The sequence below is a fragment of the Chitinophagales bacterium genome (genome assembly GCA_017303835.1).
Lineage (GTDB): Bacteria > Bacteroidota > Bacteroidia > Chitinophagales > Chitinophagaceae > JAFLBI01.
On record JAFLBI010000001.1, the window covers coordinates 2,220,581 to 2,244,400 of the forward strand.

The 23,820-nt window shown below is 42.8% G+C and carries 24 protein-coding genes; 11 read left to right on the plus strand and 13 right to left on the minus strand.

The window, feature by feature from the left end; genetic code table 11:
* Positions 1-26: 26 nt before the first annotated feature.
* The 5 genes from J0L83_09965 to J0L83_09985 form a co-directional block, all read right to left on the minus strand.
* Entirely contained in the window at positions 27-788 is a 762-nt protein-coding gene (locus tag J0L83_09965) for an enoyl-CoA hydratase/isomerase family protein (protein ID MBN8664891.1), read from the minus strand.
* Positions 789-798: 10 nt separating this feature from the next.
* Positions 799-2,847: a phenylacetic acid degradation bifunctional protein PaaZ gene (paaZ, locus tag J0L83_09970; protein ID MBN8664892.1), complete on the minus strand. Its 2,049-nt coding sequence runs from the start codon at positions 2,845-2,847 to the stop codon at positions 799-801.
* Positions 2,848-3,936 (minus strand): lipase family protein, encoded by a 1,089-nt coding sequence (locus J0L83_09975; GenBank protein MBN8664893.1) that lies wholly within the window; start codon positions 3,934-3,936, stop codon positions 2,848-2,850. It abuts the gene before it with no gap.
* Positions 3,929-4,405, minus strand: a complete 477-nt coding sequence (locus J0L83_09980; protein MBN8664894.1) for a hypothetical protein — start codon at positions 4,403-4,405, stop codon at positions 3,929-3,931. The genes J0L83_09975 and J0L83_09980 overlap by 8 nt, the downstream gene beginning before the upstream one ends.
* 107 nt (positions 4,406-4,512) lie before the next feature.
* Complete coding sequence (locus J0L83_09985) at positions 4,513-5,091, minus strand: adenylate kinase (protein MBN8664895.1); 579 nt, start codon at positions 5,089-5,091, stop codon at positions 4,513-4,515.
* Positions 5,092-5,263: 172 nt separating this feature from the next.
* On the opposite strand from J0L83_09985, the gene msrB reads away from it, so the two are divergent.
* On the plus strand, positions 5,264-5,824 hold the full coding sequence (msrB, locus tag J0L83_09990; GenBank protein MBN8664896.1) for a peptide-methionine (R)-S-oxide reductase MsrB: 561 nt from the start codon (positions 5,264-5,266) through the stop codon (positions 5,822-5,824).
* 188 nt (positions 5,825-6,012) lie between these two features.
* Here the strand turns inward: msrB and J0L83_09995 are convergent, their stop codons facing one another.
* The 5 genes from J0L83_09995 to J0L83_10015 all read right to left on the minus strand — a co-directional run bounded on the left by J0L83_09995 (position 6,013) and on the right by J0L83_10015 (position 10,019).
* Positions 6,013-7,218 carry a hypothetical protein gene (locus tag J0L83_09995; protein MBN8664897.1) on the minus strand — a complete coding sequence of 402 codons (1,206 nt, stop codon included), beginning with the start codon at positions 7,216-7,218 and terminating at the stop codon, positions 6,013-6,015.
* A 179-nt stretch (positions 7,219-7,397) separates the two neighbouring features.
* Complete coding sequence (locus J0L83_10000) at positions 7,398-7,994, minus strand: hypothetical protein (GenBank protein MBN8664898.1); 597 nt, start codon at positions 7,992-7,994, stop codon at positions 7,398-7,400.
* A gap of 5 nt (positions 7,995-7,999) precedes the next feature.
* Positions 8,000-8,656, minus strand: a complete 657-nt coding sequence (locus tag J0L83_10005) for a hypothetical protein (protein ID MBN8664899.1) — start codon at positions 8,654-8,656, stop codon at positions 8,000-8,002.
* 242 nt (positions 8,657-8,898) lie between these two features.
* Positions 8,899-9,327 carry a hypothetical protein gene (locus J0L83_10010; GenBank protein ID MBN8664900.1) on the minus strand — a complete coding sequence of 143 codons (429 nt, stop codon included), beginning with the start codon at positions 9,325-9,327 and terminating at the stop codon, positions 8,899-8,901.
* Between the two features lie 143 nt (positions 9,328-9,470).
* Positions 9,471-10,019, minus strand: coding sequence for a hypothetical protein (locus tag J0L83_10015; GenBank protein ID MBN8664901.1), 549 nt, complete (start codon positions 10,017-10,019; stop codon positions 9,471-9,473).
* A gap of 9 nt (positions 10,020-10,028) precedes the next feature.
* Here J0L83_10015 and J0L83_10020 point away from each other — a divergent pair, with 9 nt between their 5' ends.
* The 6 genes from J0L83_10020 to J0L83_10045 all read left to right on the plus strand — a co-directional run bounded on the left by J0L83_10020 (position 10,029) and on the right by J0L83_10045 (position 17,170).
* On the plus strand, positions 10,029-10,493 hold the full coding sequence (locus J0L83_10020) for a nuclear transport factor 2 family protein (protein MBN8664902.1): 465 nt from the start codon (positions 10,029-10,031) through the stop codon (positions 10,491-10,493).
* 185 nt (positions 10,494-10,678) lie between these two features.
* Positions 10,679-11,557: a ChaN family lipoprotein gene (locus J0L83_10025; GenBank protein ID MBN8664903.1), complete on the plus strand. Its 879-nt coding sequence runs from the start codon at positions 10,679-10,681 to the stop codon at positions 11,555-11,557.
* Entirely contained in the window at positions 11,557-12,135 is a 579-nt protein-coding gene (locus tag J0L83_10030; GenBank protein MBN8664904.1) for a pentapeptide repeat-containing protein, read from the plus strand. The genes J0L83_10025 and J0L83_10030 overlap by 1 nt, the downstream gene beginning before the upstream one ends.
* A gap of 343 nt (positions 12,136-12,478) precedes the next feature.
* Positions 12,479-15,847, plus strand: coding sequence for a hypothetical protein (locus J0L83_10035; GenBank protein ID MBN8664905.1), 3,369 nt, complete (start codon positions 12,479-12,481; stop codon positions 15,845-15,847).
* Between the two features lie 157 nt (positions 15,848-16,004).
* Positions 16,005-16,406 (plus strand): META domain-containing protein, encoded by a 402-nt coding sequence (locus tag J0L83_10040; GenBank protein MBN8664906.1) that lies wholly within the window; start codon positions 16,005-16,007, stop codon positions 16,404-16,406.
* A gap of 179 nt (positions 16,407-16,585) precedes the next feature.
* The gene (locus J0L83_10045; protein MBN8664907.1) at positions 16,586-17,170 is read left to right on the plus strand and encodes a DUF4136 domain-containing protein; all 585 of its coding nucleotides are present in this window, start codon (positions 16,586-16,588) and stop codon (positions 17,168-17,170) included.
* Positions 17,171-17,226: 56 nt separating this feature from the next.
* Here J0L83_10045 and J0L83_10050 read toward each other — a convergent pair whose 3' ends face one another.
* Positions 17,227-18,357: a hypothetical protein gene (locus tag J0L83_10050; protein MBN8664908.1), complete on the minus strand. Its 1,131-nt coding sequence runs from the start codon at positions 18,355-18,357 to the stop codon at positions 17,227-17,229.
* Positions 18,358-18,496: 139 nt separating this feature from the next.
* On the opposite strand from J0L83_10050, the gene J0L83_10055 reads away from it, so the two are divergent.
* Positions 18,497-19,762: an aminotransferase class I/II-fold pyridoxal phosphate-dependent enzyme gene (locus J0L83_10055; protein MBN8664909.1), complete on the plus strand. Its 1,266-nt coding sequence runs from the start codon at positions 18,497-18,499 to the stop codon at positions 19,760-19,762.
* Here the strand turns inward: J0L83_10055 and J0L83_10060 are convergent, their stop codons facing one another.
* Positions 19,763-20,020 (minus strand): hypothetical protein, encoded by a 258-nt coding sequence (locus J0L83_10060; protein MBN8664910.1) that lies wholly within the window; start codon positions 20,018-20,020, stop codon positions 19,763-19,765.
* A 197-nt stretch (positions 20,021-20,217) separates the two neighbouring features.
* On the opposite strand from J0L83_10060, the gene J0L83_10065 reads away from it, so the two are divergent.
* Positions 20,218-21,315: a glycosyl transferase family 28 gene (locus J0L83_10065; GenBank protein ID MBN8664911.1), complete on the plus strand. Its 1,098-nt coding sequence runs from the start codon at positions 20,218-20,220 to the stop codon at positions 21,313-21,315.
* Between the two features lie 9 nt (positions 21,316-21,324).
* Positions 21,325-22,239, plus strand: a complete 915-nt coding sequence (locus tag J0L83_10070) for a DMT family transporter (protein MBN8664912.1) — start codon at positions 21,325-21,327, stop codon at positions 22,237-22,239.
* On the opposite strand, the gene J0L83_10075 is transcribed toward J0L83_10070, so the two are convergent.
* Positions 22,210-22,695 carry a histidine phosphatase family protein gene (locus J0L83_10075; GenBank protein ID MBN8664913.1) on the minus strand — a complete coding sequence of 162 codons (486 nt, stop codon included), beginning with the start codon at positions 22,693-22,695 and terminating at the stop codon, positions 22,210-22,212. The two genes, J0L83_10070 and J0L83_10075, sit on opposite strands and share 30 nt — an antisense overlap.
* A 38-nt stretch (positions 22,696-22,733) precedes the next feature.
* On the opposite strand from J0L83_10075, the gene mnmH reads away from it, so the two are divergent.
* Positions 22,734-23,780 carry a tRNA 2-selenouridine(34) synthase MnmH gene (gene mnmH / locus J0L83_10080; protein MBN8664914.1) on the plus strand — a complete coding sequence of 349 codons (1,047 nt, stop codon included), beginning with the start codon at positions 22,734-22,736 and terminating at the stop codon, positions 23,778-23,780.
* The last annotated feature ends 40 nt before the right edge of the window (positions 23,781-23,820 follow it).

The following is a 23,820-nucleotide window of genomic DNA, read 5'->3' on the forward strand; positions in this document are numbered from 1 at the left end:
TGTTGAAATAAAAAGACTGAGAAAACTCAGGCTTTCTTCTTAAAAGCAGCAATAAAGTTTTTACTGAACTCGCTTAGGATGAGTCGGCCACTGATGGCAGCGCGCTCCAGCAGTAGCGTATCCCAGTCTTCGGTACCCTTCCAGAATACCTGTTTCATTTCCTGCATAGCAGCAGGATGACTCTTCGCCAAAGTTGTTGCCAATCGGTTGATAGAATCATCCATACCCTCAGCAGTATCATGCAATTCAGCAAACAATCCTTTCTGTTTAGCCCATTCCGCCGGGCGCCACATGGATGCATCTATCGCCAACTGTGAAAAAGCAGATACACCCAACTTCCGTTCTACTGCCGGACCCACCACGAAGGGACCAATACCTACAGCCAATTCGCTCAGTTTCACATCAGCACCTTGCACAGCAATCGCATAGTCAGCAGCAGCAGCAACACCCACACCACCACCTACACATTTACCATGGATACGGGCAATGATGAACTGAGGTACGGTGCGCATCGCATTGATCACTTCTGCAAAACCGCTGAAGAAACGCAGACCCTGTGCTTCATTTTCAATGGCGATTAATTCATCAAAAGAAGCGCCGGAGCAAAATACTTTCTCACCACCTGAACGCAACACAATCACTTTCGTATTAGCATCAGCACCTGCTTTTTGAATGGTAGCCGCTAACTCGCGTAGTAAATCGCCGGGTAGGGAATTTTTCTGTGGATGATAAAACTCAATCGTAGCAATACCATCTACCGTTGTATGATGTACATATGCTTCTTGCATAAAATAATGTTTAAGCTTGTTTCATTTTAACCATAGTGAGAATGGTGGCTACACCCACATGCTCATTGGTTTCATCAATCATTTCTACATACCACTTCACAATACCTTTTGGAATATCATTCGCTTCTTTTTGCTCCTGTGGCACTTTCTCTTTACAAGTAAAACGAATATGAATTTCTGCGCCTGGGTAGACGGGCTTGGTGAAGCGCAATTCATCAATACCATAATTCAGCAATACCGGGCCTAATTCAGAACCATCCACAAATAAGCCCGCAGCAGCACTCATCACAAAATAACCATGTGCTACCTGACGCTCAAACATAGTACCGCTGAAATCAGTATTGACTTTATGCGCGTAGAAATGATCTCCGCTCAAAGCAGCAAAACGATCAATGTCTTCACTAGTAATCAACCGCTTTTCTGTAATCAACTGATCACCGATACGCAATTCTTCAAAATGTTTTCTGAATGGATGTACCCCATCGTGCAGACCCGTTGCATAAGGCTGGTACTGATTGCTGATGGCAGTAATCATATCCGGTGTTCCCTGAATAGCGACACGCTGCATATAATGTTTTACACCACGTGCACCACCCATTTCTTCTCCGCCACCTGCACGGCCCGGACCACCATGCACCAGCAAAGGCAAAGGTGAACCATGACCCGTGCTCTCTTTTGCACAGGCATTATTCAATACCACAATTCTGCCGTGATATGATGCGGCACCCAATACAAATGTTTTCGCAATCTGTGTATCGCTCGTCACCACACTACACACCAACGAGCCCTTACCCATTTTGGCCAACGTTACAGCATCATCGATATGTTGATATGGCATCAAAGTACTTACGGGACCAAACGCTTCTACTTCATGCACGGCTGCACTGTTGAAGGGATTGGTGTTGCACAATAAAAGTGGACTGATAAACGCACCACTCTTTGCGTCAGCATCCATCACTTCTACACTATCCAATGAACCATAAATGAGTTGAGAAGAGGCGAGCAATTTCTGCACCTGCTCTTTCACTTCGTTACGTTGTGTTTGTCCGGCCAAAGCACCCATGCGTACTTTCTCATTCAGTGGATTACCGATGGTGGTTTGTGCCAGAGCCTTACCCAATGCAATCTGTACATCTTCCATTTTATCTTCCGGCACAAAAATTCTTCTGATGGCCGTACATTTTTGTCCGCACTTAACCGTCATCTCTTTGCGCACTTCTTTGATAAACACATCCCAATCGGCACTACCCGGCTCCACATCCTTGCCCAGCACAATACAGTTCAAGGAATCTGCTTCCATGTTGAAGGGTACGGATTCACTCAGAATTTTTGGATGTGATTTCAACATTAGACCTGTAGAAGCAGAACCGGTGAAAGTGACTACATCCTGCGACTGCACATGATCCAACAAATCACCCGCAGAACCGCAGAGTAATTGCAATGTACCATCTGGCAGAATACCCGAGTTGGCAATCTCACGCACCACTGCTTCCGTTAAAAAGGATGTTACCGTTGCTGGCTTCACTACAGCAGGTACGCCTGCAAGTAAGTTCACGGCAATTTTTTCCAACATACCCCACACCGGAAAATTGAATGCATTGATATGAATGGCCACACCTTCTTTCGGCACCAAGAGGTGGTGACCCATAAACGTATTTTGCTTACCCAGCATATGTCCCTCACCATCCAAGGCAAAAGATTCATTCGGGAATTTTCTGCGCAGCGATGCGTTAGCGAACAAATTACCAATACCGCCTTCAATATCAATCCAGCTATCTGCTTTGGTAGCACCAGTCTTGTAACTGATTTGATAAAATTTATCTAGATGATTACGCAAGTGCAAAGCCAGTGCACGCAGCATGAGGCCGCGCTCCTGGAAGCTCATCTTGCGCAATGCCTCACCACCCTTGGTTCTACCGTACTGCAGTACATCTGCAAAATTCAATCCCTTAGTACTAGCGGCTGCAATGGTTTCGCCTGTAACAGCGTGATAGAGTGGCTGACCATCACCATCGCCCGTAATCCATTTTCCGAGTATGTAATTCTCTAGTTTCATCATTTATTTTTTTGCAGGATAATAGATGCGTAATACATCCAGATATGGTTGATACATGTGATGGATGAATAGATTCTTTCCATCAAAAGGATATTTATCTAAATAGGTTTTGTTCGCCATCAAAATCACCGGCGTGCCGGCTGTCATGAATTGCGAGCTGTACACAAACTCCTGCTTACGCAATTGCGGCAGGGTTATGTTGATCTGCGGATAAATCAAATTACCCAGATACTTTCTGTTAATACGTGTGGCTTTGGAAGTGCCTTTGCGCATTCTGTTGAACGCATAGTTCAATCCTACACGCGTAAAGAAAGGTACATTACCCAGCAGGTTGGTGATATTGGCAAAAGGATTCACTGCATTCATGTCTTCTACTTTCTGAATCGTGAATGGTGTTTCCGGCACCCAGTCGGCACTATTCACTACACGAAAACCCCAACCATCGCGGGTGATGTGTTCCAGATCATACGCATATACTTGATTACCCGGTTTGGGTGCTGCACTGAAATAAGCTTTGAAATGATAGGACTGTTGTTGCTGCTTAAAATAATAATGCAGATAAGAAGTCATGAGAAATGCCAATGCGCCACCCTGACTATGCCCCATGATGATCCACTCCTTCATGGGTTGTTGCGCCATTTGTTGTAACACGATGGGTGCGAGATGCGCGAGACCAATCATCCAGCCCGCATGCACATACGCATTGCTATCTGCTGCCAATTGGTATTTAAATACGGTTGAATCATTGATTTGCCAACTGCCATTGGCGCGAATCATGGCTGCATGAAAATTCTCTAACCAGCTTTCGGTTTTCATCACTGTGCCGCGTAGGCTGATGATACCTACACCATCACTACGCTTGAATAGCTCTACTCGATTGTATAATCCTACTTCAGGTGATTGATACAATTTTCTGTAACTGCCTTTCAGCATAGTGGTGTCTTTACCCACATAAGCAGTTTTGTTCATCATGTAGAAATTCATGAAGAGCAGGTCGGCATATTCATCTGCATCAAAGCCGGGCTTAAGCAGCTGTTGTGCTTGTGCAGTAGTTACAAAAAAGAGTAGAATCCAAACAAAATATTTACGCATGGGTCTTTAATCCGAATTGGTGTAAATGATGGGTAACATGTTTGTATAGCAACGCTACTTGTTGGTGAAAGTTCAGTTTACCAAATACCGGATTCAGTATCTCTAACGCAGGGTTGGCTTCGTAAACTGCAAATACGGCTTTGAGTTCTTCTTCCAATTTATCAATAGCCGTTGAAAGACTATCGAATCTTTTGGGCAGCGGCTCATCCGGTAAAGCTGGTGACTTGGTGTTCTCGCGGAAGGGTTTATCCGTCATGATGAAAGCCTGCAGTTTTTCCAAGTGTGCGGTATCGGTGGTTATCATCTCAGTCACTTGAAACTTGCCATTGGCTACTTTGAATGCATTGCGCAGGTGTTCCACCATTTGCTGGGCATCCATTTTACCCCAAGCCGGTTGGGCATTGGGTTGAAGCTGGCGCAGCAGGGGCACAAACTCCTCCTTGAGGAAAAGTATTTTGTCTTCCATCATATGGCAGGCATGAGCTGCGAAGTTAGGCGGCTGAAATGAAAAACCCCCGCAGTATTGCAGGGGCTTAACAACTAGTATTGGTTGAAAAAACTAAAGGATCAATAATATTAAGACAGTCTTGCTTCAATTTCGCTGCACAGGCTATTGAATATTTCATCAATGCTGCCTTCGCCGGGTACTTTTACTACTTTATCGAAGCGGCTGTAGTAATCTGCCACGGCAGAAGTCTTCTTATGGTATTCAGCAATACGGGCGCGAATCACCGATTCATTGGTATCATCGCTGCGGCCGCTGGTGAGTCCGCGGTTGAGTAATCGCTTCACCAATTCTTCTTCACTCACTTCCAAAGCCAGTACCACCAGGATTTCTGTCTGCTTCAGTTTCAGCAGTTTATCCAATGCTTCGCTCTGTGCTTCTGTACGAGGGAAACCATCGAATAAGAAACCCTTGGCTTGGGGATTGTTTTCCAGTGCCGTGCTGATCATACCAATCACCACTTCATCGGGTACCAGTTGGCCTTTGTCCATGAGGTTTTTGGCTTCCATACCCAATGGGGTCTGGGCGGCTATTTCGCTGCGTAGCAAATCGCCGGTGGAGAGATGTTTCAGCCCATATTTTTCAATGAGTCGCTCGCTTTGTGTTCCCTTTCCGCTGCCGGGGGGGCCAAACAGAATGATATTCAGCATCTACTAACTAACCTTGAGTGAGGAACAAATATAACGACTGGATTTTAATAAACCTTTCACAAAACCGGTCAGGCCTTGAAAATGAGGGTGTTTTGACCGATTTTGTTCCGGCAAACTTCCACAAAATCAAACCAAGGCCATTGTTTGCGCGTATATTTCGGGTAACAAATCAATGAAGATGAAAACCATCATCTGTACAGCACTGGCAACCATCCTGTTCAGCAGCTGTTATTCTCAAAGCAATACCAACAAGAAAATGAGCGAGTCAAAACAAAACAACCCCGTATACTCCAGAACAGATAGCAGTAAAGTGGTGCTGAGTGATGATCAGTGGAAGAAAATGCTCTCTCCTGAAGTGTATTATATCGCCCGACAGAAAGGCACTGAAAGACCCTGGACCAGCAAGTTTGAAAACTTCAAGGAAGTAGGCACTTACTATTGTGCTGCCTGCGGCAATCCTTTGTTCAAGAGCGATACCAAGTTCGACAGCGGTTGCGGCTGGCCCAGCTTTTACGAACCCATCAGCAAGGGTGCCATTATTTATACGCCGGATAATAGCCACGGCATGGTGCGCACAGAAACACAATGCGGCCGATGCAAAGCGCATTTAGGTCATGTATTTGAAGATGGTCCACCACCAACAGGTTTGCGTTATTGCATCAATGGTGTGGTGTTGGATTTTGAAAAAGCCAAGGAAGCAGAGAAGAAATATCAGGAGCAGAAGAAAGGATAATTGAAAACGGTCTTTGGCGACTAGTCTTTAGCCTTTGGTTCATTATGAACTGATGCATGTAAGCATTGATGTCATAGGTTTCACCGCAAAGACACAAGGACGCGAGGTTTCGCAAAGAATAGTTTTGTATTTACTTGTAAAAGATTCGCAAATGCTTAGCGCAACTTTGCGTCTTAGCGACTTTGCGGTTAAGGCTTTATAAAACCTAATTCTTGCTTTCCATGTTTGCGCACAAAATAAATAGTCGCAAATAAAGTAATCGCTACACCTGCGATACTTAGAATTTGAACCGACTGTGCAAAGAAGTTAACCCAGTTGAGTTGCACGCGGAACAGTTCCTTGCTCATCAGCACACCCACACTGCCGAGATAGCCGAAGGAATCTGCCACATAAATTAGAAAGCCCACATTCCCGCTGAAGCGGAAAGCCGCAATCATGCGTTCAAAATAAATAGAGTTGAAAGGAATATACACCATGTAAAGTCCCAACCCCACCAGTGTCATCCAAGCAATGGGCGATAATTGCTGATGCAGAAACAACCAAGTGCTACTACCCGCGATGATAAAACCCAATGCAATGATGCCATGCGTGATGAGAAAAGCGCGATAACTGTTTTGCAAGAAGACCATACTGCCAATCAATGCCAGCACAGCTAAAGTGATGGGCAGTTCTGTTCTGGTGAAGATGGCAGGCTGGTTGAGGTAACCCATTTCCTTCCACATGTCTGCACTGAAATTATCGCGGATATCGCGGAAGATCGTGGCAAACAAATAAATAGCTACTGCTGCAATGATGCCCGGCAGAAAGCGACGGATCAATGCTCTTCTTTCTGCACTGCTCATGGGTACACGCTCCATGCGCGCAGCTGCATCTGCATCGGATGGTGCTGGTATTTGTTCCATCATCCATACAAACAATAATAAAGGCAAAGCAAAAACAAGACCTGTACAAAATGGCACCCAAAACTCGCTAATCTGCAGGTGCAGCAAGAGCCAACCACCAACAGTTTTTACAAAGCCGGAGGAAAAGATAAAACTCACTGCTAAAGCTGCACCAATAAAATCAGTACTCTTTCTACCTTCTACATAACTGAAGACCACACCCCAGAGCATACCGAGAGGAAAACCATTCAGAAAAAGAAAGACAATATTGTAGGGTGCAGGCGTAATGGCAAACAATAGCCAAGCCAGCCAGGCAATGCCTACGAGTAAGAGAATGGTTTTGTTGCGGCCCATTCTTTTGAGTTCTGCAATAAAACGGATACCGTAAAACTTGGCGCACATATAACCCAGCACTTGTGCAATCACCAACAAGGTTTTATAGCCTAGTCCCCAGAACCGAAGTCCGTCAAATGTGCAAACGGTAAATGATTTACGAAACCCAAAGATGAGCATGTAGGTTAGGAATGCAGCTACTGCTGCATACACAGCAACAGCAGCGGGTTTCTTGAAAATAGGGTTAGGCAAGGAATGCTTTTGTTTGAAGATACAGGTTTTGGAGAAGCTTACTTCTTGCGTCTAGAACAATCAAGCTTATTTCTTTGGTAAAGATTATAATAAAATTATAGAGACAGTCAACGCTTATTCAGCCATATACCAAAGTTTAGGAAGCCTCCAAATGATACTTTATCAGCAACAGTATATCTAACACCACTCCAAACAGGCCCGGAAAGGATGGCGTCTTGTTTAAATCGATAAATAAGGCCAGCGCCCATGTCTATATAGAATCGCTTTTTGAAGTTTCTTTGAATCCCATAATACAATGCAACATTATTTTCAGGTCTTCTAACCTTGTCGTAGAGATTAGTAGGCAAACTCAGTCGATAACCACCAGCCAAGTAATTTCCACTATTTAAAAAAGTACTTCTATTGAGGGCGGAACGACGTTTCATGTTGTAATACCATCTGTATTGTAAACCAACTGAAGGCGTAAAGGGGTAAGCAAATTGATAGCCAAGACTACTACTATAGCTAAAGTTTATTTGATCAAAAAGATTGATGCTGCCATGAATAGTCTGATTACGCCCAATTGTATGCTCGTAATTAACACCCCAAAAAACAAACTGTGCCCTAAGTACATTTACCGTTTGCTGCTGATAGCTGCTATCTTGTGCCTTGAGCAGATTACAAGTAAAAGAAACGACCGTTAAGAAGACAAATAACTGTTTCATATTGTTTATTTAGATGGGCCAAATACATAGCCAAGACTTAGCCAAGATTGAACGGGAACTAAATAAGCATCTTTTTTTGTGAGATTCACGCGGTACGGACTTACCCCTATTGACCAATTAAAAGATAGGTTTCCAAATTGTTTTTGAAATCCTGTATTGATATAGAAAGCGGTTTTCGCATCAAGTGCTTTTGCTTCCTCAATATTCTGTAGTAATATGGGTGGTGATAATAGATTTTGTTCGGCACTTAAATAAAAGCCCGAATAATTAGCTATTTTTCTTTTTGCAGCAATTCGGCTTCTCATCAAAAAGAAATAGCGTGCTTCAACTGAAGCAAATGCATAATAACCTATTTCTGTTTTAGTTCTTAAGCTTGAAGACCTATTGATATTCGCAAGTTGAAAACATAGTCCGGCTCTGGTGTTAAGAGATATATCTCTGGAAATGCGTGTTTCATAGTTTCCTAAAAGCTGAATATCCCCATAGCCAGGAATAATAAAAGCACTAGATAACTGTATTCGAAAGATGTTTTTACCAATTACAAGCTTAATTGAGTCTGATTGATAGTTATTATTCCAACTACGAACTTGTCCATCTACTTCAAAAGAAATAAGTAAAAACGTAAAAGTAGGTGCTAAAATTTTCACCACAGAATCACTCATTTTAATTAGAGAACAAACTTAACATATTTGATATTACAGGGTTAATACTATGTAGCTTTTTGTGTATAAGCAGAAGTCCTATATAATCCAGATAAGCTCTTCTTGAATAATACGCCACCTATCTACTTCTTTCTTTACCAAGAGTAAAATGTTCTTTTGTGCATTATCTAAAGGCTTACCTATGACAAGGAAATTAACACAAAGAAAATTGGTAAATACCATAAGAAATAAATTTTTGTGCTCTACATATACTTCTTTCTGAGATCTTTTGCAATTCTTAATGCAATTTGATCAACATCTTTACTGTTTCTATATTCCAAACATAAGTTTATTATGACTCTTTTATTTTCAATATGCCAATTCATTTCAGGTCTTTTAGAAAAAACTGATGCTAAGCTATCAATAAGGTGTAAGGTTTGAGCATCATAACCGAGATGCTCTTTATTTGCCGCAGTTGAACCATCAAGAGAGTCTAACGTTACTAATTCTTTCGCATATATCTTCCGCAAACACTGGATAAAAACCTCATTCTTAAAATTAGTACAAATAAATCCTTCATGAATTCTTACTCTTTTTATTTGTTTAGAATCAATACTATAATTATTTCTAAAGCTAGGATTGCATGAAGCAGCAAAACTAAGTAGAATAAGATATTTTAATAATGTTTTCAAGATTTGCTTTTTAAAGTTATAAAACTATATTTTAGTTCAGCTTCCATACATCTATGTATTTTGTAGGTCCATCAAAATGGCAACCACCATCACAAGTTATATTAGATTTTAGTATATCAGCATGCACAGGTTTTGGATAAGCCTTAACCTATCCAGACAAGCTCTTCTTGAATAATACGCCAGCTGTCTGCCTCCTTCTTTACCAAGAGCAAAATGTTCTTTTGTGACTTTGTACCCGGCTTTCCTATGACAACAATATTGATACAGTACTCATCCAGACGTCCATTAACCGCATAAATTCCATTAAGCACAATGCCACCCAGATATTGCTTGATGGGCTTGTAAGGGTTTGCAGCTGTGTCTAATTGACCAGTTTGAATTTTATTAGCACAAGCAATAAATATTGATTGAGGTGATATTGACAGTTGAGTTGCTTGAAAACCGAATGCATTGTTGATGATAGTGGTCATTCCTGTATCTGTTACTAAGTTTATCTGAAAAGCAATACAAGCTTTTACATTTTTGTCGGCAATTTCTCCAGGATAAGGTCTGAGATTACCTGTTTTCAGAAAAAGAGAATCAGTTAAATAGGTATTTAACACGCCAACTACTGCATCTGCTGCCGGATGCGTTTTTGGATGACAGGCAAAAATGAGCCCGAATAAAAAGCATATGCAAATCCGTTTTTTCATATTACTGAGATGCTAAAATTAATATCATCCATAAATCATCCTTATTCTTCATTAATTTCAATTAAGATTTATCAACACATCCACTCACCCTATCATTCAATCATTCTATCATTGACTACTCCCAAACAAGTTTTACAACAATGGGTTGATGCATTCAACCGCTACGATGCGAATGCGTTGGCTGATTTGTATCATGAAGATGCCATCAATCATCAGGTGAATACAGATCCATTGGTGGGCAGGGCTGCTATTCAAGCCATGTTTGAACAGGAGTTTGCTCAGGCAGAAATGGTGTGCATCGTTGAAAACATGTTTGAGGATGGCGACTGGGCCATCATGGAATGGAAGGATCCTAAGGGCTTACGCGGTTGCGGCTTCTTTCAGATCATCGAAGGGAAGATTCGCTTTCAGCGAGGGTATTGGGATAGGCTGAGTTTTCTGCGCCAGCAGGGATTACCGATTCCAACGCATTAAGCAAAGAGCAATAAGCGTTGTCCTCACCGTGCTGAACACGACTAACCAGCAACTAAAAACTAGTACTAGTCTTGTTGGTCGGGCGACCAACAAGGGCATGAGCGGCCAAAGCAGACCGGAAGCAGGGACGAGGCCCAGCGGCCTGAGCGATTGAAATAAACAGTACTTTCACGAAAAGAATTTTCATGCGCGCATTCATCATCACCATACTCTGTCTTACAGGTTTTGCTGCTATTGCACAAACAGATATGCAACAGCACTACAAGATTTATGATACTAGAACAAAACAAATCATCGGTATTGAACAGATTGTTATAGCGATGGCTGATGCAGACGTATTGTTCTTTGGTGAAGAGCATAACGACAGCGCAGGCCATTATCTAGAAGCAACAATCTTCAAAGCATTGCATTCAGTTTATGGCAATAAAATCAGTCTGAGCTTGGAAATGTTTGAAACAGACGGACAATTGGTATTGAATGAATACTTAGCCGGATTGATTGATGAATCGCGAATGAGTAAGGACCTGCGTTTATGGAGTAATTACAGAGATTATCGACCCATGATTGAGTTTGCAAAAGCCAATCAATTAAAAGTGGTTGCTGCTAATCCGCCACGCAGATATGTAACCATGGTAAGCCGTAAAGGCATGGCTTCACTGGATGTATTACCCAAAGAGTCTAGAAAACTCTTACCGCCATTGCCTTATGATACATTAACCGGTCGTTATCGTGAAAAGTTTATGGATATTATGAAAGGTAGTCCGGGCAGTAGCAGTAATAGTATTTACCACAGCCAGAGTCTGTGGGATGCAGGCATGAGTTATAGTATCCATCGTTTTCTAAAAGAAAATCGCGGACAAAAAGTATTGCATTGCGTGGGTAAGTTTCACTCAGATGAAAAATTGGGCACAGCAGCACAATTACAATTGCGCAACAAGAAGCTGCGCATCCTCAATATCAGTTGCTTCTCAGACAAAAGCTTTGTCAATCCAAATTGGGAAAGTTTCAGTCAGCTGGGCGATTTTGTCATTCTGACCAATCCTGAATTGAAACGCACGTATTAATGGCTGAACAATATTTCACAGACCAAACTTTTACGCAAGCTGAGTACACCAAGCAGGGATTAGCAAAAGGCGAGTATGAAAACTGCGTATTCAAGCAGATTGATTTATCTGGCGCTGATCTTTCGCATAGTCACTTTATTGATTGTCGATTTGAACATTGTCAGCTCAGCAATGCCAAGCTGTTTAAAACAGTGTTGCGGGATGTGGTCTTCAACGATTGTAAACTAACCGGACTGGTCTTTAGCGATTGCGATGGATTTCTCTTCAGTGCGCAGTATATCCAATGTCAATTGCAATATGCCAGCTTTCAACAAATGAAGCTGAAGCAGCATGTTTTTCAGAATTGTCAGTTACAAGATGCAGATTTTACTGAAGCCGATTGCAGCGGCGTTGATTTCAGTGGTGCTGATTTAAGCAGAACCATTTTCCATCAAACCAATTTGGAAGGCGCCAATTTCAGCACAGCCCTACACTTTAGCATTGATCCGGAACAAAACAGATTGAAGAAAGCTGTTTTCTCTCCTGATAATTTAGAAGGATTACTGGATAAGTATCAATTGAAGATGAAGCGGGGGTAGAACACAGCCGTCATCAAGTAGTGTCCTCATCGCGCTTGTCACTACTAACCAGAAACCTAAAAAACCATCAACCCCCCTGTTGGTCAGGAGACCAACAGGGGCAAGCAGACCGGAAGCAGGGACGAGGCTCAGCGGCCTGAGCGTTAACAAGCAAGCGCCACTGCGTAGCATATGTTTATAGATCAAACAATGAATACGCGGAGCACTACCAACCAGCAACAAAAAACCAGTAACATCCTTGTTGGTCAGAAGACCAACAAGGGCAAGCAGGTAGCCACTCATCCATGAAATTTTGGCGGGGGCTGTATTATTTCAGAACTTACCGATCCCAAAAATTTTCTGCATGAGAAAACTGATCGGATTAGCAGCTGCAGCACTCTGTTGTCAGCTGGCACAGGCGCAAACAGTTGACCTGAACAAGCATTTCAAAACATGGAAACCCCGCAATATCGGCCCAGCCGGTATGAGTGGTCGTATTACTGCGATTGATGTAGTAGTGAAAGATCCCAATACCATTTGGCTGGGTGCAGCATCGGGCGGTGTATGGAAAACCACCAATGCCGGCAATAGCTGGACACCCGTGTTTGATGAACAACCCATTCAAAACATCGGCGCACTAGCCGTACAGCAATCCAACCCAAGCGTGGTTTGGGTAGGTACCGGTGAGGGTAACCCGCGTAACTCCATCAATATTGGTGAAGGCATTTTCAAAACACTGGATGGTGGTAAATCTTGGAAGCGTATGGGACTGGAGAAAACCAGAAACATCCATCGCATCATCGTTGATCCAAACAATCCAAATACAGTATATGCCGGCGCTATTGGTAATCCTTATGCGCAATATCCTGATAAGGGTTTGTTCAAAACAACCGATGGTGGCGAAACCTGGAACAAGATTCTCTACACCAACGACACATCTGGTGTAGCTGATATGATCATGGATCCATCCAATCCCAATAAATTATTCGTTGCCATGTGGCATCACTACCGCACACCTTACAGTTTGCAGAGTGGTGGCAAGGGCAGCGGCTTATACATGACAGTGGATGGTGGTAAATCATTCACCAAACTGGGTAAGGAACACGGCTTACCTGATGGCAATTATGGTCGTATTGGTCTGGCCATCAGCCGCAGCAATCCCAATCGCGTTTATGCATTGATTGAAGCCACCAAGAATGGTTTGTATAAGAGTGATGATGGTGGCTACAAGTGGGAGTTGGTAACTGCTGATCCTGCTATCGTTACCAATCGTCCTTTCTATTTTCAGGATATCATCTGTGATCCCAAGAACGAAAACAAATTGTGGATGATTCATCAGACTGTAACAGTAAGTATTGATGGTGGTAAGAATTACACAACGGTGATTCCTTACAGTGGTATTCACCCAGATCACCATGCATTCTGGATTCACCCCGATGATCCCAACTTCATTGTAGATGGTAATGATGGTGGTATTGGTATTACGCGCGATGGCGGTAAAGTTTGGATGTTTGATGAGAAATTACCTGTTGGTCAGTTCTACCATATCAATGTAGATAATGAAACACCCTATAACGTTATGGGTGGTATGCAGGATAATGGTAGTTGGCGCGGACCAGCATACACATGGATCAGTGGTGGTATCAAAAACTACTATTGGGAAAGTCTTTGGGGTGGTGATGGTTTTGATGTAATGCCAGATGCTGAAGATGCCAATTGGGTATATGCGATGAGCCAGGGCGGTAATGTTGGCCGTTACAATGTACAAACCGGTGAGCAGTGGCAGATTCGTCCGCCAGCACCTGATGCAAAAACACGTTTGCGTTTTAACTGGAATGCAGCGATTGCACAAGATCCTTTTGATAAGAAAACCATTTACTATGGTAGCCAGCATGTACACAAAAGCACCAACAAAGGCGCTAGCTGGTCAGTAATATCTTCTGATCTTTCAACCAACGACAGCGCTAAGATTGATCAGCGTAACAATGGTGGTCTGAGTGTAGACATCACTGGTGCTGAAAACCATTGTACCATTATTGCTATTGAGCCTTCTGCAAAACAGCAGGGTGTGATTTGGGTTGGTACAGATGATGGCAATGTACAATTGACAACAGACGGTGGTAAAACATGGACCAATTTCCGTGGAAAGATTCCTGGATTGCCTGCAGGTGCATGGGTACCACAGATTCGTGCATCGCGCCACAATGCTGGCGAGGCATTGGTTGTTGTGAATGATTATCGTCGCGGTGATTTCAAACCTTATATTTTCCGCACAACTGATTTTGGTAAAACTTGGACCAGACTGGTAGATGAAAAGAAAGTTACCGGTTATGCTTTGTGTGCATTGCAAGATCCAACAGAACCCAATTTAATTTTTGTAGGTACTGAGCAAGGTCTGTGGATCAGCTTGGATAATGGTGCCACATTCCAGCAATGGAAGAATGGTTATCCTGCAGTATCTACTTATGATTTAGCGATTCAGGAAAGAGAAGCGGATCTGGCTATCGCCACATTTGGCCGCAGCTTGTGGGTGTTGGATGATATTCGTCCGCTGCGCAAACTGGCTGCTACAAAAGGTATTCCTGCAAGAAACTTTATTGTATCTGCACCTGCTGAAGCCATTCAAGCATCATACAAAAATGCACCGGGTTATGAGTGGAGCACTTGGGGCGTATGGGATGCTGAGAACAGACGCAGAGGTTTCCCTGTTTCTTTCTATGTGAAAGAACTGGCTAAAAAAGAAGTAAAGAAAGATGCAGACAATAAAGGTGGAACTGATGAGCGCGTAACACAACTCATCAATATGGCCACTAGTATGGGCATGCCTGTACCACCCGAGATGAAGACGATGAGCTTTGATGAAATCATGAGCAAATATGGTGCGATGATTCCAGCCCAGTTCCGTTCTCAGATTGACGCCATGTCTGGCGGCGGTGGCGGCGATACTGTAATGGTGCGCATCTACAACGATAAGAATGAAATCATCCGCAACCTGCGTTGGAAAGCAGATAGTGGCTTGAACAGACAATACTGGGGATTAGAAGAACGTGGATTCCGTGCACCCGGTGCACCACGTGCCGGCGGCGGCGGTGGTGGTCGCGGTGGTGGCCGCTTTGGCGGCGGCGGAGGCGGCGGCTTTGAGCCGGGCGGTGCGCAAGTATTATCTGGTACGTATAAAATGGTGCTGAGTTTCGGTAAGGAAAAAGATTCGCTGTTTGTTACTGTAAAAGATGATCCACGTATCGGCAATATGAACAGTGTGAAGCTGGCGCAAAAAGCTTTGTATGATCGCTTACGCAAGAGCGGTGATAAACTGAACGCAGCCATGGATCGTTTGCAGGAAACAGATGATGTGATCGCGAAAGTGAATGCATTACTGAAGGATGCCAATGGACGTGATGCGGATACTGTACGTAAAGCAACAACCAAGATTACAGAGGCCATCAAGGAGATCCGTGAGTTTGTGAATGGTAAAACATCAGACAGACAAGGTTATGGTCAGGTACCGCAAGTAACGGTGATGACAGTCGTACGTACAGCACAACAATACATCAGCGGTAAATCTGTTGCGCCGGGTGAACAGGAAGAAAGACTGGTTGCTGAAGCAGAAGAAGTGATTAAGCAAACAGTAGATAAAGTGAACGATTTCTTCACCAATAAATGGACGGGGTACCGACAACTGGTGGAAAGCAAACCACTCAAGTTTTTCCGAGATTATCAACCCATTCAATAAAGAGCAAAACCCACCGAATTCGGTGGGTTTTTGTTTGGGTTTAATCAAGTTTACACAATTAACCCTGTTTAACAGATTTCGTTAATCTGCTGTTACCAATTGAGCGATTCAACTTTGTGGCATAAGCTTTGGCGTGCTTATCATTAAAGTAAATACAATGAAAAAGCTTACTACAATTTTCTTGCTCTCAATACTTAGTTACACAGGCTGGACGCAAAAGAGCCCAACAGGTAAATGGGAACTATCTGAACTCACAGGTGCAGCAAAACCATTGAAAGAAATTTTTCGCAATAAAATGCCCACACTGATGATAGATGCAGCAAACAAACATTTCAGTGGCAATAATGGGTGTAACCAAATTCATGGTAATCTGCGCATCAAAAAAGATACACTCCGTTTTGATAGTAATATGGCATCTACCATGATGGCTTGTCCCGGACGTGGAGAGCAATATTTTAACGCCACACTATTTGATGTAAATCGATATGTCATCAGTAATCATGAATTGATTTTCTATAAGGACCAGAAAGAATTAATGCGCTTTCGCAGTATTAAATAAGCTTTAAAACGGTCATGTCATTGTCAAGGCTCCTAAACGGGACCTTTTCTATTTTATTCATTATCAAGCATCTTAACAGTGTATTGAGATTTCTTTAGGCTCTTTTTAGTAAGCATCGGCACACAGTTTGAATCTGATAGTATGTAAGCACATGATTAATGAACATAAACAAATGCATTATGAAAAAGCAATTCACATGGATCACAGGATTATTTAGTCTGATATTTTTACTTAGCAGTTGTGGCACTATTGCCAAAGTGCAGAAAGATGAAACCGCCAATATCGCTTCTATACAAACTTATGCATGGGCAGAAAAAAATCACGAACAACAAAAGGGTATCAGTGATTTAACAGATAGAAATATCAAACACTCTATCAATAATAAATTGCAAGAGATGGGTTTGCGGGAAGTGAAGTCGAACCCAGATGTATTGGTTACATATGATGTATTACTGCAAAAAGAGCAGCGACAGGATCAGAATGCAATGTATTCTCAACCTTTCACCAATTGGGTATATAGCCCTTTCAACAGAAGATGGGTCCCTATATTTTATCCTTCACAGTTCATGGGATACCAACAGGTAAACAGAACAGTAAATGAAGGTACACTTACAATATCCCTGATTGATGCTTCTACAGATAAAACCATCTGGCAGGGTTGGGCTAGTGACGAAGTCAATAGTAAAAAAATTACCGATAAAGATGTTCAGCCGGTAGTCAATGCGATCATTAAAAAACTTGAAAAAGAAAAAGCCGGCAAATAAAATACAGTGAGGTTTGATGACTGTTTCAACAATGGATCCCGAAATTTCGGGATTCATTATTTCCAGACACCATCGAATCCGGTATAGCCTCTTAAGCGGAATGAATACCTCGGTAAATTCATATCTCCATACCGACCACGCTTTGTGTATATGGCTATTGCTCCTGCAAAACCTGTTGTCATACTGTAATTAAAGGGTGGGTTAAATACTTTGAGCAATGCGATTTCTCTTGGCATAATAGTTTGATGCTCACCTGCCATCATCAGTTGCTCATCAATGAAAATATTACAAATCTCACCCCGCCACTTGAATACTTCGTTATCTGCTGAATCTGTTTCGATAGTGAGTCCCGGAACTTTTTGCTGAAGAAACCAACCCAGAGATGGGGCTTTGGCCAACTCATCAGAATCTATGCCATCAAAAGTCTTGGCTTCACTGCTTTTGAAAAAGGCAGATGTATATTCTTCTTCAAATAGCTGTGCTTTTGTTTTTGTCTTGGCAAAAACCGTTACATCAGGCAATAACTGTGATGCTTCAGGATCTTCCACACTGAACTGATAGGTTTGTGCAGCATAGCCTGCTGCTGGAATATCGCCAACCCGGATAAATCTGGTTGCAGATAGTACAGGCTCAAAAGTTGAATCAATAGGCGTTCTTATGGTTACTGCCAGGTAATTCTCCTTTGATTTGACAGCAGGAGAAAAAATAAAACGGGCAGTATCTTGAAACAACATCGGTTTCATGACAAAGTCACCATTTTTATTCACCGACACTCTGTCAATCAATGAACGTTTGTTACCAGTTTGCATCACATAATTGATAACAGAATCTTTTCTACTGTAATCTGGAATACTTCCATAAATACGATAAAAGCCAGATTGTACTAGAAAATTGATGGCATAATTACCGGTAGGTATGGCATCGCTCACCTGCAAAGCAGCACTAACTTCTCCATTAACGAAAGGATAGCGAAATTTCCAACGCCTTTTAGTTTTTAAATCATCAATCCAAACATGCAGTGTTGCAGCTTTTAGCTTACTCATTTGGCTAGCGGGCAGCTGACAATACAGCTCAAGCGAATCACCATTTTTATAGCTTGTTGAAGAAAGCGCTACAGTTAAACTATCCTGCGCAAAGGATTTAGCACACAAAAAAAATACCATCACCAGGATCGCCAGCTTACGCATCTTTATTCTTTCATTAAAAGTAAGAAAGCTGTAGTGATTCACTGAAAACCATGTTGTTATTTTTACCAAATCAAGTTCAGACAGAACAATGACACGCTATTGCTGCTGAAAACGTAGTTTTGCGACTCAAACAAAAGTCATGGGCAATACCAAACTCAGCAATCTGGCTGAAACACTGATAGGTAGTGAAATTGTTAAACTGGGCAACGCTATCAGTGAGCGTATTCGTAACGGAGAGAAGATCTACAACTTTACGATAGGAGACTTTGATCCGAAAGTATTTCCCATTCCCCAAGAATTAGAAGCAGCCATTATTGAAGCCTATCAACAACACTATACCAACTATCCAACTGCTGATGGTATTCTTGAGCTGCGCCAGGCTGTTTGTGCATTCATCAAAAAATGGGAAGGCATTGATTATGCACCCAACGAAGTGCAGATTGCATCAGGCGGCCGCCCTTTGATCTATACCTTATTCAAGACAATTGTTGATAAAGGCGATAAAGTGATCTATGCTGTTCCTTCCTGGAACAATAACCACTACGTACATCTTACCCAAGGTGAGCATTGTGTGATTGAGTGTAAAGTGGACAATCACTTCATGCCAACAGTAGAACAGATCAAAGAACATATCAAAGGCGCTACCCTGCTTTGCTTGTGTACACCTCAAAACCCAACAGGTACTACACTAAGCAAGGATTCACTTGAAGCGATTTGTGATTTGATCTTAGAAGAAAATGAGCGTAGAGGTGATTATGATAAAAAACTCTACCTCATGTTCGATCAGATGTACTGGACCCTTACTTATGGTGAGACGGTGCATTACAATCCTGTTAGCCTGCGTCCACGCATGAAGGAATACACCATTTTCATTGATGGTATTTCCAAAGTATTTGCCTCAACAGGTGTGCGTGTGGGCTGGGCTTTAGGGCCAACAGAAGTAATTGCCAAGATGAAAGCCATCCTCAGTCACGTAGGCGCATGGGCACCAATGGCTGAACAGAAAGCTGTGGCCAAATACTTGGTACAAAACGAAGCCATTGAACGTTACCTGCAAGATTTCAAAGCCGAGATTGAAGAAAGACTACGCCGTATCCACCGTGGCTTTATGCAACTCAAGGCCAAGGGCTATCAGGTTGATTGTGTAGCGCCGCAAGCTGCTATTTATTTAACCGTTCAACTGGATTTAGCTGGTAAGAAAACTGCCGAGGGCGTATTGCTAGAATCGCAGGCTGACGTGACCTCTTATATTCTTGCTGAAGCAAAAATTGCTGTTGTACCCTTCCATGCATTTGGTGCGGGTAGTACCAGTCCTTGGTATCGCTTAAGCGTAGGTACTTGTAAGAAAGAAGAAATCGATACCATGTTGGGACAGCTGGAAGCAGCTTTGGCCAAACTGCAGTAATCAGTTTCGGCAACAGATAAACACAAAAGGCTTTCTGCCCCTGTCGGCAATTACCTGCTGCACTTTGTGCGGCTTGGTAATTACTTTGAACCGATTTACATCAATCACTTCATGCACGGAACAGAAATGCAGGTGAGATTCTATCGGAAAAAGAATCTTGTGTAACTGCGCAGCTGTGTACTCCAGTTCTTCGGGACTGAGTTCACCAGTTCTAGAAAGTAACAGCAGGTCTCTGTTATTATTGTGTAGTCCGGACATGTGTGTATATGATCAGGGCTTGCGCATGGCTTTCTGATTAGGACAATTACAACCACCCTTATTGGAGCGATTGAAAATGCCACAGGAAGCCGCCATGACAGCTATAATAAACAGCAAAAAAATGATTTGGTTGAACGAGCGTTTCATAACCAAAACTAAAATAGTATTTTCCTACCGTAAAGCATTGATTCTATTGGATGAACGGGAATTTTAACATACCCAGGAAAGTACTCATCGCCCCACTGGATTGGGGACTTGGGCATGCAACCCGCTGCATTCCACTGATTCATGCATTCCTTGACCTAGGTAGCGAAGTTGTATTGGCTGCATCCGGCCCTCAGGCACAGATACTGAAACAGGAGTTTCCCCAACTTAGCTTACTACCCCTCCCCGGCTATGCAGTTCGGTACAGCAAGAAAGGGTCAACCCTGGCTTTACGCTTATTACTACAGGCGCCACGCATCTTGAAAACCATTCGTGAAGAATATCTCTGGTTAAAGCAAGTGCAGAAAACATATCAGTTCAACCTGATTATTGCTGATAACCGCTTTGGTCTATGGCACAGAGCTGTACCTTCTATCTTCATCACCCATCAGTTACAGATTCAGGTACCCAATAGCTGGCTGGAAACAAGAATACAGCGCATCAATTACCGGTATATTCAACACTTCAAGCAATGCTGGGTGCCCGATGATACTACGCAAGCACTGGCAGGTAAATTATCTCATCCACAAATACTGCCCGATATTCCTGTGCAGTACATGGGCCTGCTTTCGCGAATGCGAAAAACGGATACTCCTCTACAATACAAGTATTGTTTTCTGCTATCAGGACCCGAACCTCAACGCACTATACTTGAAAAACACATACTTGAACAAGTAGCGCAACTTGAAACAACTTGCATACTCATCCGTGGTTTACCCGGTGCACAACTAACACTACCTGCAACAAAAAACTGCACCATTATTCAGCATGCTTCAACCAATGAACTGATGCAATTACTCGCTTCCAGCGAATACATCATTTGCAGAAGCGGCTATACTTCTTTGATGGAGCTGATGGCCATGCAGCGAAAGATGATTCTGATTCCAACACCGGGACAAACAGAGCAACAATACCTGGCCGACTATTTTATGCAAAAGGGTTGGGCCTATGCTGCTTCCCAAGATGCACTTGATTTGCGCTACATATTCGCTGATGCAGATAAGTATATGTATCAATTTCCAGACTTGGAATATTTCAACAAATCACGTTTGCTGGAATTATTATCGGCTATTTCCTGGCATCGCCATTAATTTTGCCCGATGCAGTCCAACAAACTCAAAGCACATGCAGCGGTACTGAGTGCCAATTTCTTTTTTGGCGCAGCCGTTTCTGCAGTCAAACATTTGAGTCCGGCTGTGATGGCGCCATATGCTATTAATGGTGTACGCGTACTAACTGCACTGCCCTTATTCTGGTTACTGTATGCAATCAAGCCCGGCAGGGCGGGTATTGATAGAAGCGATATTGTTCGATTTATTGGCTGTGCGTTGTCGGGCGTTGTGGTGAATCAATTATTTTTTATCAAAGGTGTTTCACTAACCAGTCCAATTCATGCTTCATTGCTGGCATTAACTACACCAGTAATGATCACCATTCTTGCTGTCTGGATTCTTCATGAAAAACTTACACTCAATAAAACACTGGGCTTAACGCTGGGCATTGCCGGTGCAGTTGTATTGATATTGAGCAAAGATTTATCAGGTTCGGCCAGCAATCAATTACTAGGCGATAGCTTTATCATCGTAAATGCCATTGCCTACTCGTTTTACTTAGTTTGGGTTAGACCCCTGATGTTGCGCTACAGTCCGGTGCATGTGATTCGATGGGTATTTACTTTCGGCACTGTGATGATGCTACCCTTTTGCTGGCAGCCCATGATGGCAACAGATTGGTCGGCTTTTAACAACACACACTACTTTGCTCTAGCCTTTGCAGCATTGGGTGCTACGTTTTTTGCTTATCTCTTCAATGTATATGGCATCGCGATATTGGGTTCATCTGTAGTTGGTGCTTATATCTACACACAACCTGTTTTCGCCACGATTGTGGCCATGGTATTGATGGGTGAGCAACTCAGCCTTATCAAACTACTCGCAGCAGGATTAATTTTTGCCGGTGTATATTTTGTGAACCGAAAGCCTGTGTCAGATCGCCTTGGGGTAGTCGAAGAATAAAAATTCTTTCTGCGCTGAAGCAAATTCCTTCCATTGATGGCAATGCGCTTTTACCGCGAAAATGCCGCAGGTAGGCATATTATCTAATCGGGCAATGCCCAATTCATTGATATATTCAGTGATACCGGGATTGTGTGAAAACAAGGCAATGCTTGCATACTGTTCATCTGCAGAAGCAATAACAGCGGCGAAGGTTTCCGGTGGAGCATGATAGAGTGCAGGCACGGGAATAATCTTGCTTTTGGCCTCGAAAGTTTCAGCAAAAAATTGGCAAGTAGTGAATGCTCTCTTCGCTGTACTACTAATGAATGCATCAATATGAATTTTACGCTTTAATACACGCTTGGCCATTTCGGGTGCATCGCGCAAGCCACGTTGATTTAATGGCCGATCGAAATCATCTACCCCATAGGGCCAGTCGCTCTTTGCATGCCGAATCAGCAATACTGTTTTCATGCGTAAAAGTTACGCAAACTGAATTACTTTGTGCTTCCATGGCTATTACCCGCCTCAATACCAACGAGTTTCTTGCAATGGCTGCGCAGCATCCTGTATTAGATGTACGCAGTCCGGGCGAATACACCCATGCACATATACCAGGTGCTTATAGCTTTCCGTTATTTAACGACGAAGAGCGCAAAGAAATTGGTACTGCCTACAAACAGCAGAGTCAGCAAATCGCCATCAAGATTGGTTTAGGTTATTTCGGTGGACGCATGGTTGAGATGGTAGAGACTGCTGATAAAATCTTGGCAGCACATAAGAATGCGGATTCAAAAAATAAAACGGTATTAGTGCACTGCTGGCGGGGTGGCATGCGTAGTGCAGGCGTGGCTTGGTTATTAGATCTCTATGGGTTTAAAGTGTACACGCTTGTTGGTGGGTATAAAGCTTATCGAAATCATGTTATCAATATCCTGAGTCAGGATTATCCCATCCGCATCATTGGTGGCTATACAGGTTCTGCAAAAACTGAATTATTACATGCCCTACAGCAAAAAGGAGAACAAATCATTGATCTGGAAGCCCTTGCTGCACATAAGGGTTCTGCTTTTGGTAACTTGGGCATGCCGGCACAACCAACGCAGGAAATGTTTGACAACTTATTGGCCGAAGCGGTTCGCAAGTTGGATTCTAACAAAACCATTTGGTTGGAAGATGAGAGTCAGCGCATTGGTCACGTGAATATTGATTTTCGATTCTTTCGCATGATGCGCACCAAGCCTGTCTTATTTTTGGATATTCCTTTTGAAGCAAGATTGCAACATATCATCAAGGGGTATGGACAGTTTGAAAAAGAGAAATTGCTTACCACCATTGTACGCATCAAGAAAAGATTGGGCGGGTTAGAAACCAAAAATGCGGTGAACTTTTTGCTGGAAGATGATATTGCCAATTGCTTCCGCATTTTGCTGAAGTACTATGATAAATTCTACGAGAAGAGCACTTTTAATCCGGAGGAAAAAAGACAGATACAAAAAATTGCAGTGGAGACAACTGATGCTTTGTTGAATTCATCAATAGTATTAGCGTCAAAATAATGCGCCAGTTAGGACACCGGCTTATGGCAGCATAGAACAA

Bases quoted from the DNA above. Each gene is read 5' to 3' on its own strand.
- J0L83_09965 (MBN8664891.1), bottom strand. From the start codon at position 788: ATGCAAGAAGCATATGTACATCATACAACGGTAGATGGTATTGCTACG.
- paaZ (MBN8664892.1), bottom strand. From the start codon at position 2,847: ATGATGAAACTAGAGAATTACATACTCGGAAAATGGATTACGGGCGAT.
- J0L83_09975 (MBN8664893.1), bottom strand. From the start codon at position 3,936: ATGCGTAAATATTTTGTTTGGATTCTACTCTTTTTTGTAACTACTGCA.
- J0L83_09980 (MBN8664894.1), bottom strand. From the start codon at position 4,405: ATGATGGAAGACAAAATACTTTTCCTCAAGGAGGAGTTTGTGCCCCTG.
- J0L83_09985 (MBN8664895.1), bottom strand. From the start codon at position 5,091: ATGCTGAATATCATTCTGTTTGGCCCCCCCGGCAGCGGAAAGGGAACA.
- msrB (MBN8664896.1), top strand. From the start codon at position 5,264: ATGAAGATGAAAACCATCATCTGTACAGCACTGGCAACCATCCTGTTC.
- J0L83_09995 (MBN8664897.1), bottom strand. From the start codon at position 7,218: ATGCTCATCTTTGGGTTTCGTAAATCATTTACCGTTTGCACATTTGAC.
- J0L83_10000 (MBN8664898.1), bottom strand. From the start codon at position 7,994: ATGAAACAGTTATTTGTCTTCTTAACGGTCGTTTCTTTTACTTGTAAT.
- J0L83_10005 (MBN8664899.1), bottom strand. From the start codon at position 8,656: ATGAGTGATTCTGTGGTGAAAATTTTAGCACCTACTTTTACGTTTTTA.
- J0L83_10015 (MBN8664901.1), bottom strand. From the start codon at position 10,019: ATGAAAAAACGGATTTGCATATGCTTTTTATTCGGGCTCATTTTTGCC.
- J0L83_10020 (MBN8664902.1), top strand. From the start codon at position 10,029: ATGCTAAAATTAATATCATCCATAAATCATCCTTATTCTTCATTAATT.
- J0L83_10025 (MBN8664903.1), top strand. From the start codon at position 10,679: ATGCGCGCATTCATCATCACCATACTCTGTCTTACAGGTTTTGCTGCT.
- J0L83_10030 (MBN8664904.1), top strand. From the start codon at position 11,557: ATGGCTGAACAATATTTCACAGACCAAACTTTTACGCAAGCTGAGTAC.
- J0L83_10035 (MBN8664905.1), top strand. From the start codon at position 12,479: ATGAGAAAACTGATCGGATTAGCAGCTGCAGCACTCTGTTGTCAGCTG.
- J0L83_10040 (MBN8664906.1), top strand. From the start codon at position 16,005: ATGAAAAAGCTTACTACAATTTTCTTGCTCTCAATACTTAGTTACACA.
- J0L83_10045 (MBN8664907.1), top strand. From the start codon at position 16,586: ATGAAAAAGCAATTCACATGGATCACAGGATTATTTAGTCTGATATTT.
- J0L83_10050 (MBN8664908.1), bottom strand. From the start codon at position 18,357: ATGCGTAAGCTGGCGATCCTGGTGATGGTATTTTTTTTGTGTGCTAAA.
- J0L83_10055 (MBN8664909.1), top strand. From the start codon at position 18,497: ATGGGCAATACCAAACTCAGCAATCTGGCTGAAACACTGATAGGTAGT.
- J0L83_10060 (MBN8664910.1), bottom strand. From the start codon at position 20,020: ATGTCCGGACTACACAATAATAACAGAGACCTGCTGTTACTTTCTAGA.
- J0L83_10065 (MBN8664911.1), top strand. From the start codon at position 20,218: ATGAACGGGAATTTTAACATACCCAGGAAAGTACTCATCGCCCCACTG.
- J0L83_10070 (MBN8664912.1), top strand. From the start codon at position 21,325: ATGCAGTCCAACAAACTCAAAGCACATGCAGCGGTACTGAGTGCCAAT.
- J0L83_10075 (MBN8664913.1), bottom strand. From the start codon at position 22,695: ATGAAAACAGTATTGCTGATTCGGCATGCAAAGAGCGACTGGCCCTAT.
- mnmH (MBN8664914.1), top strand. From the start codon at position 22,734: ATGGCTATTACCCGCCTCAATACCAACGAGTTTCTTGCAATGGCTGCG.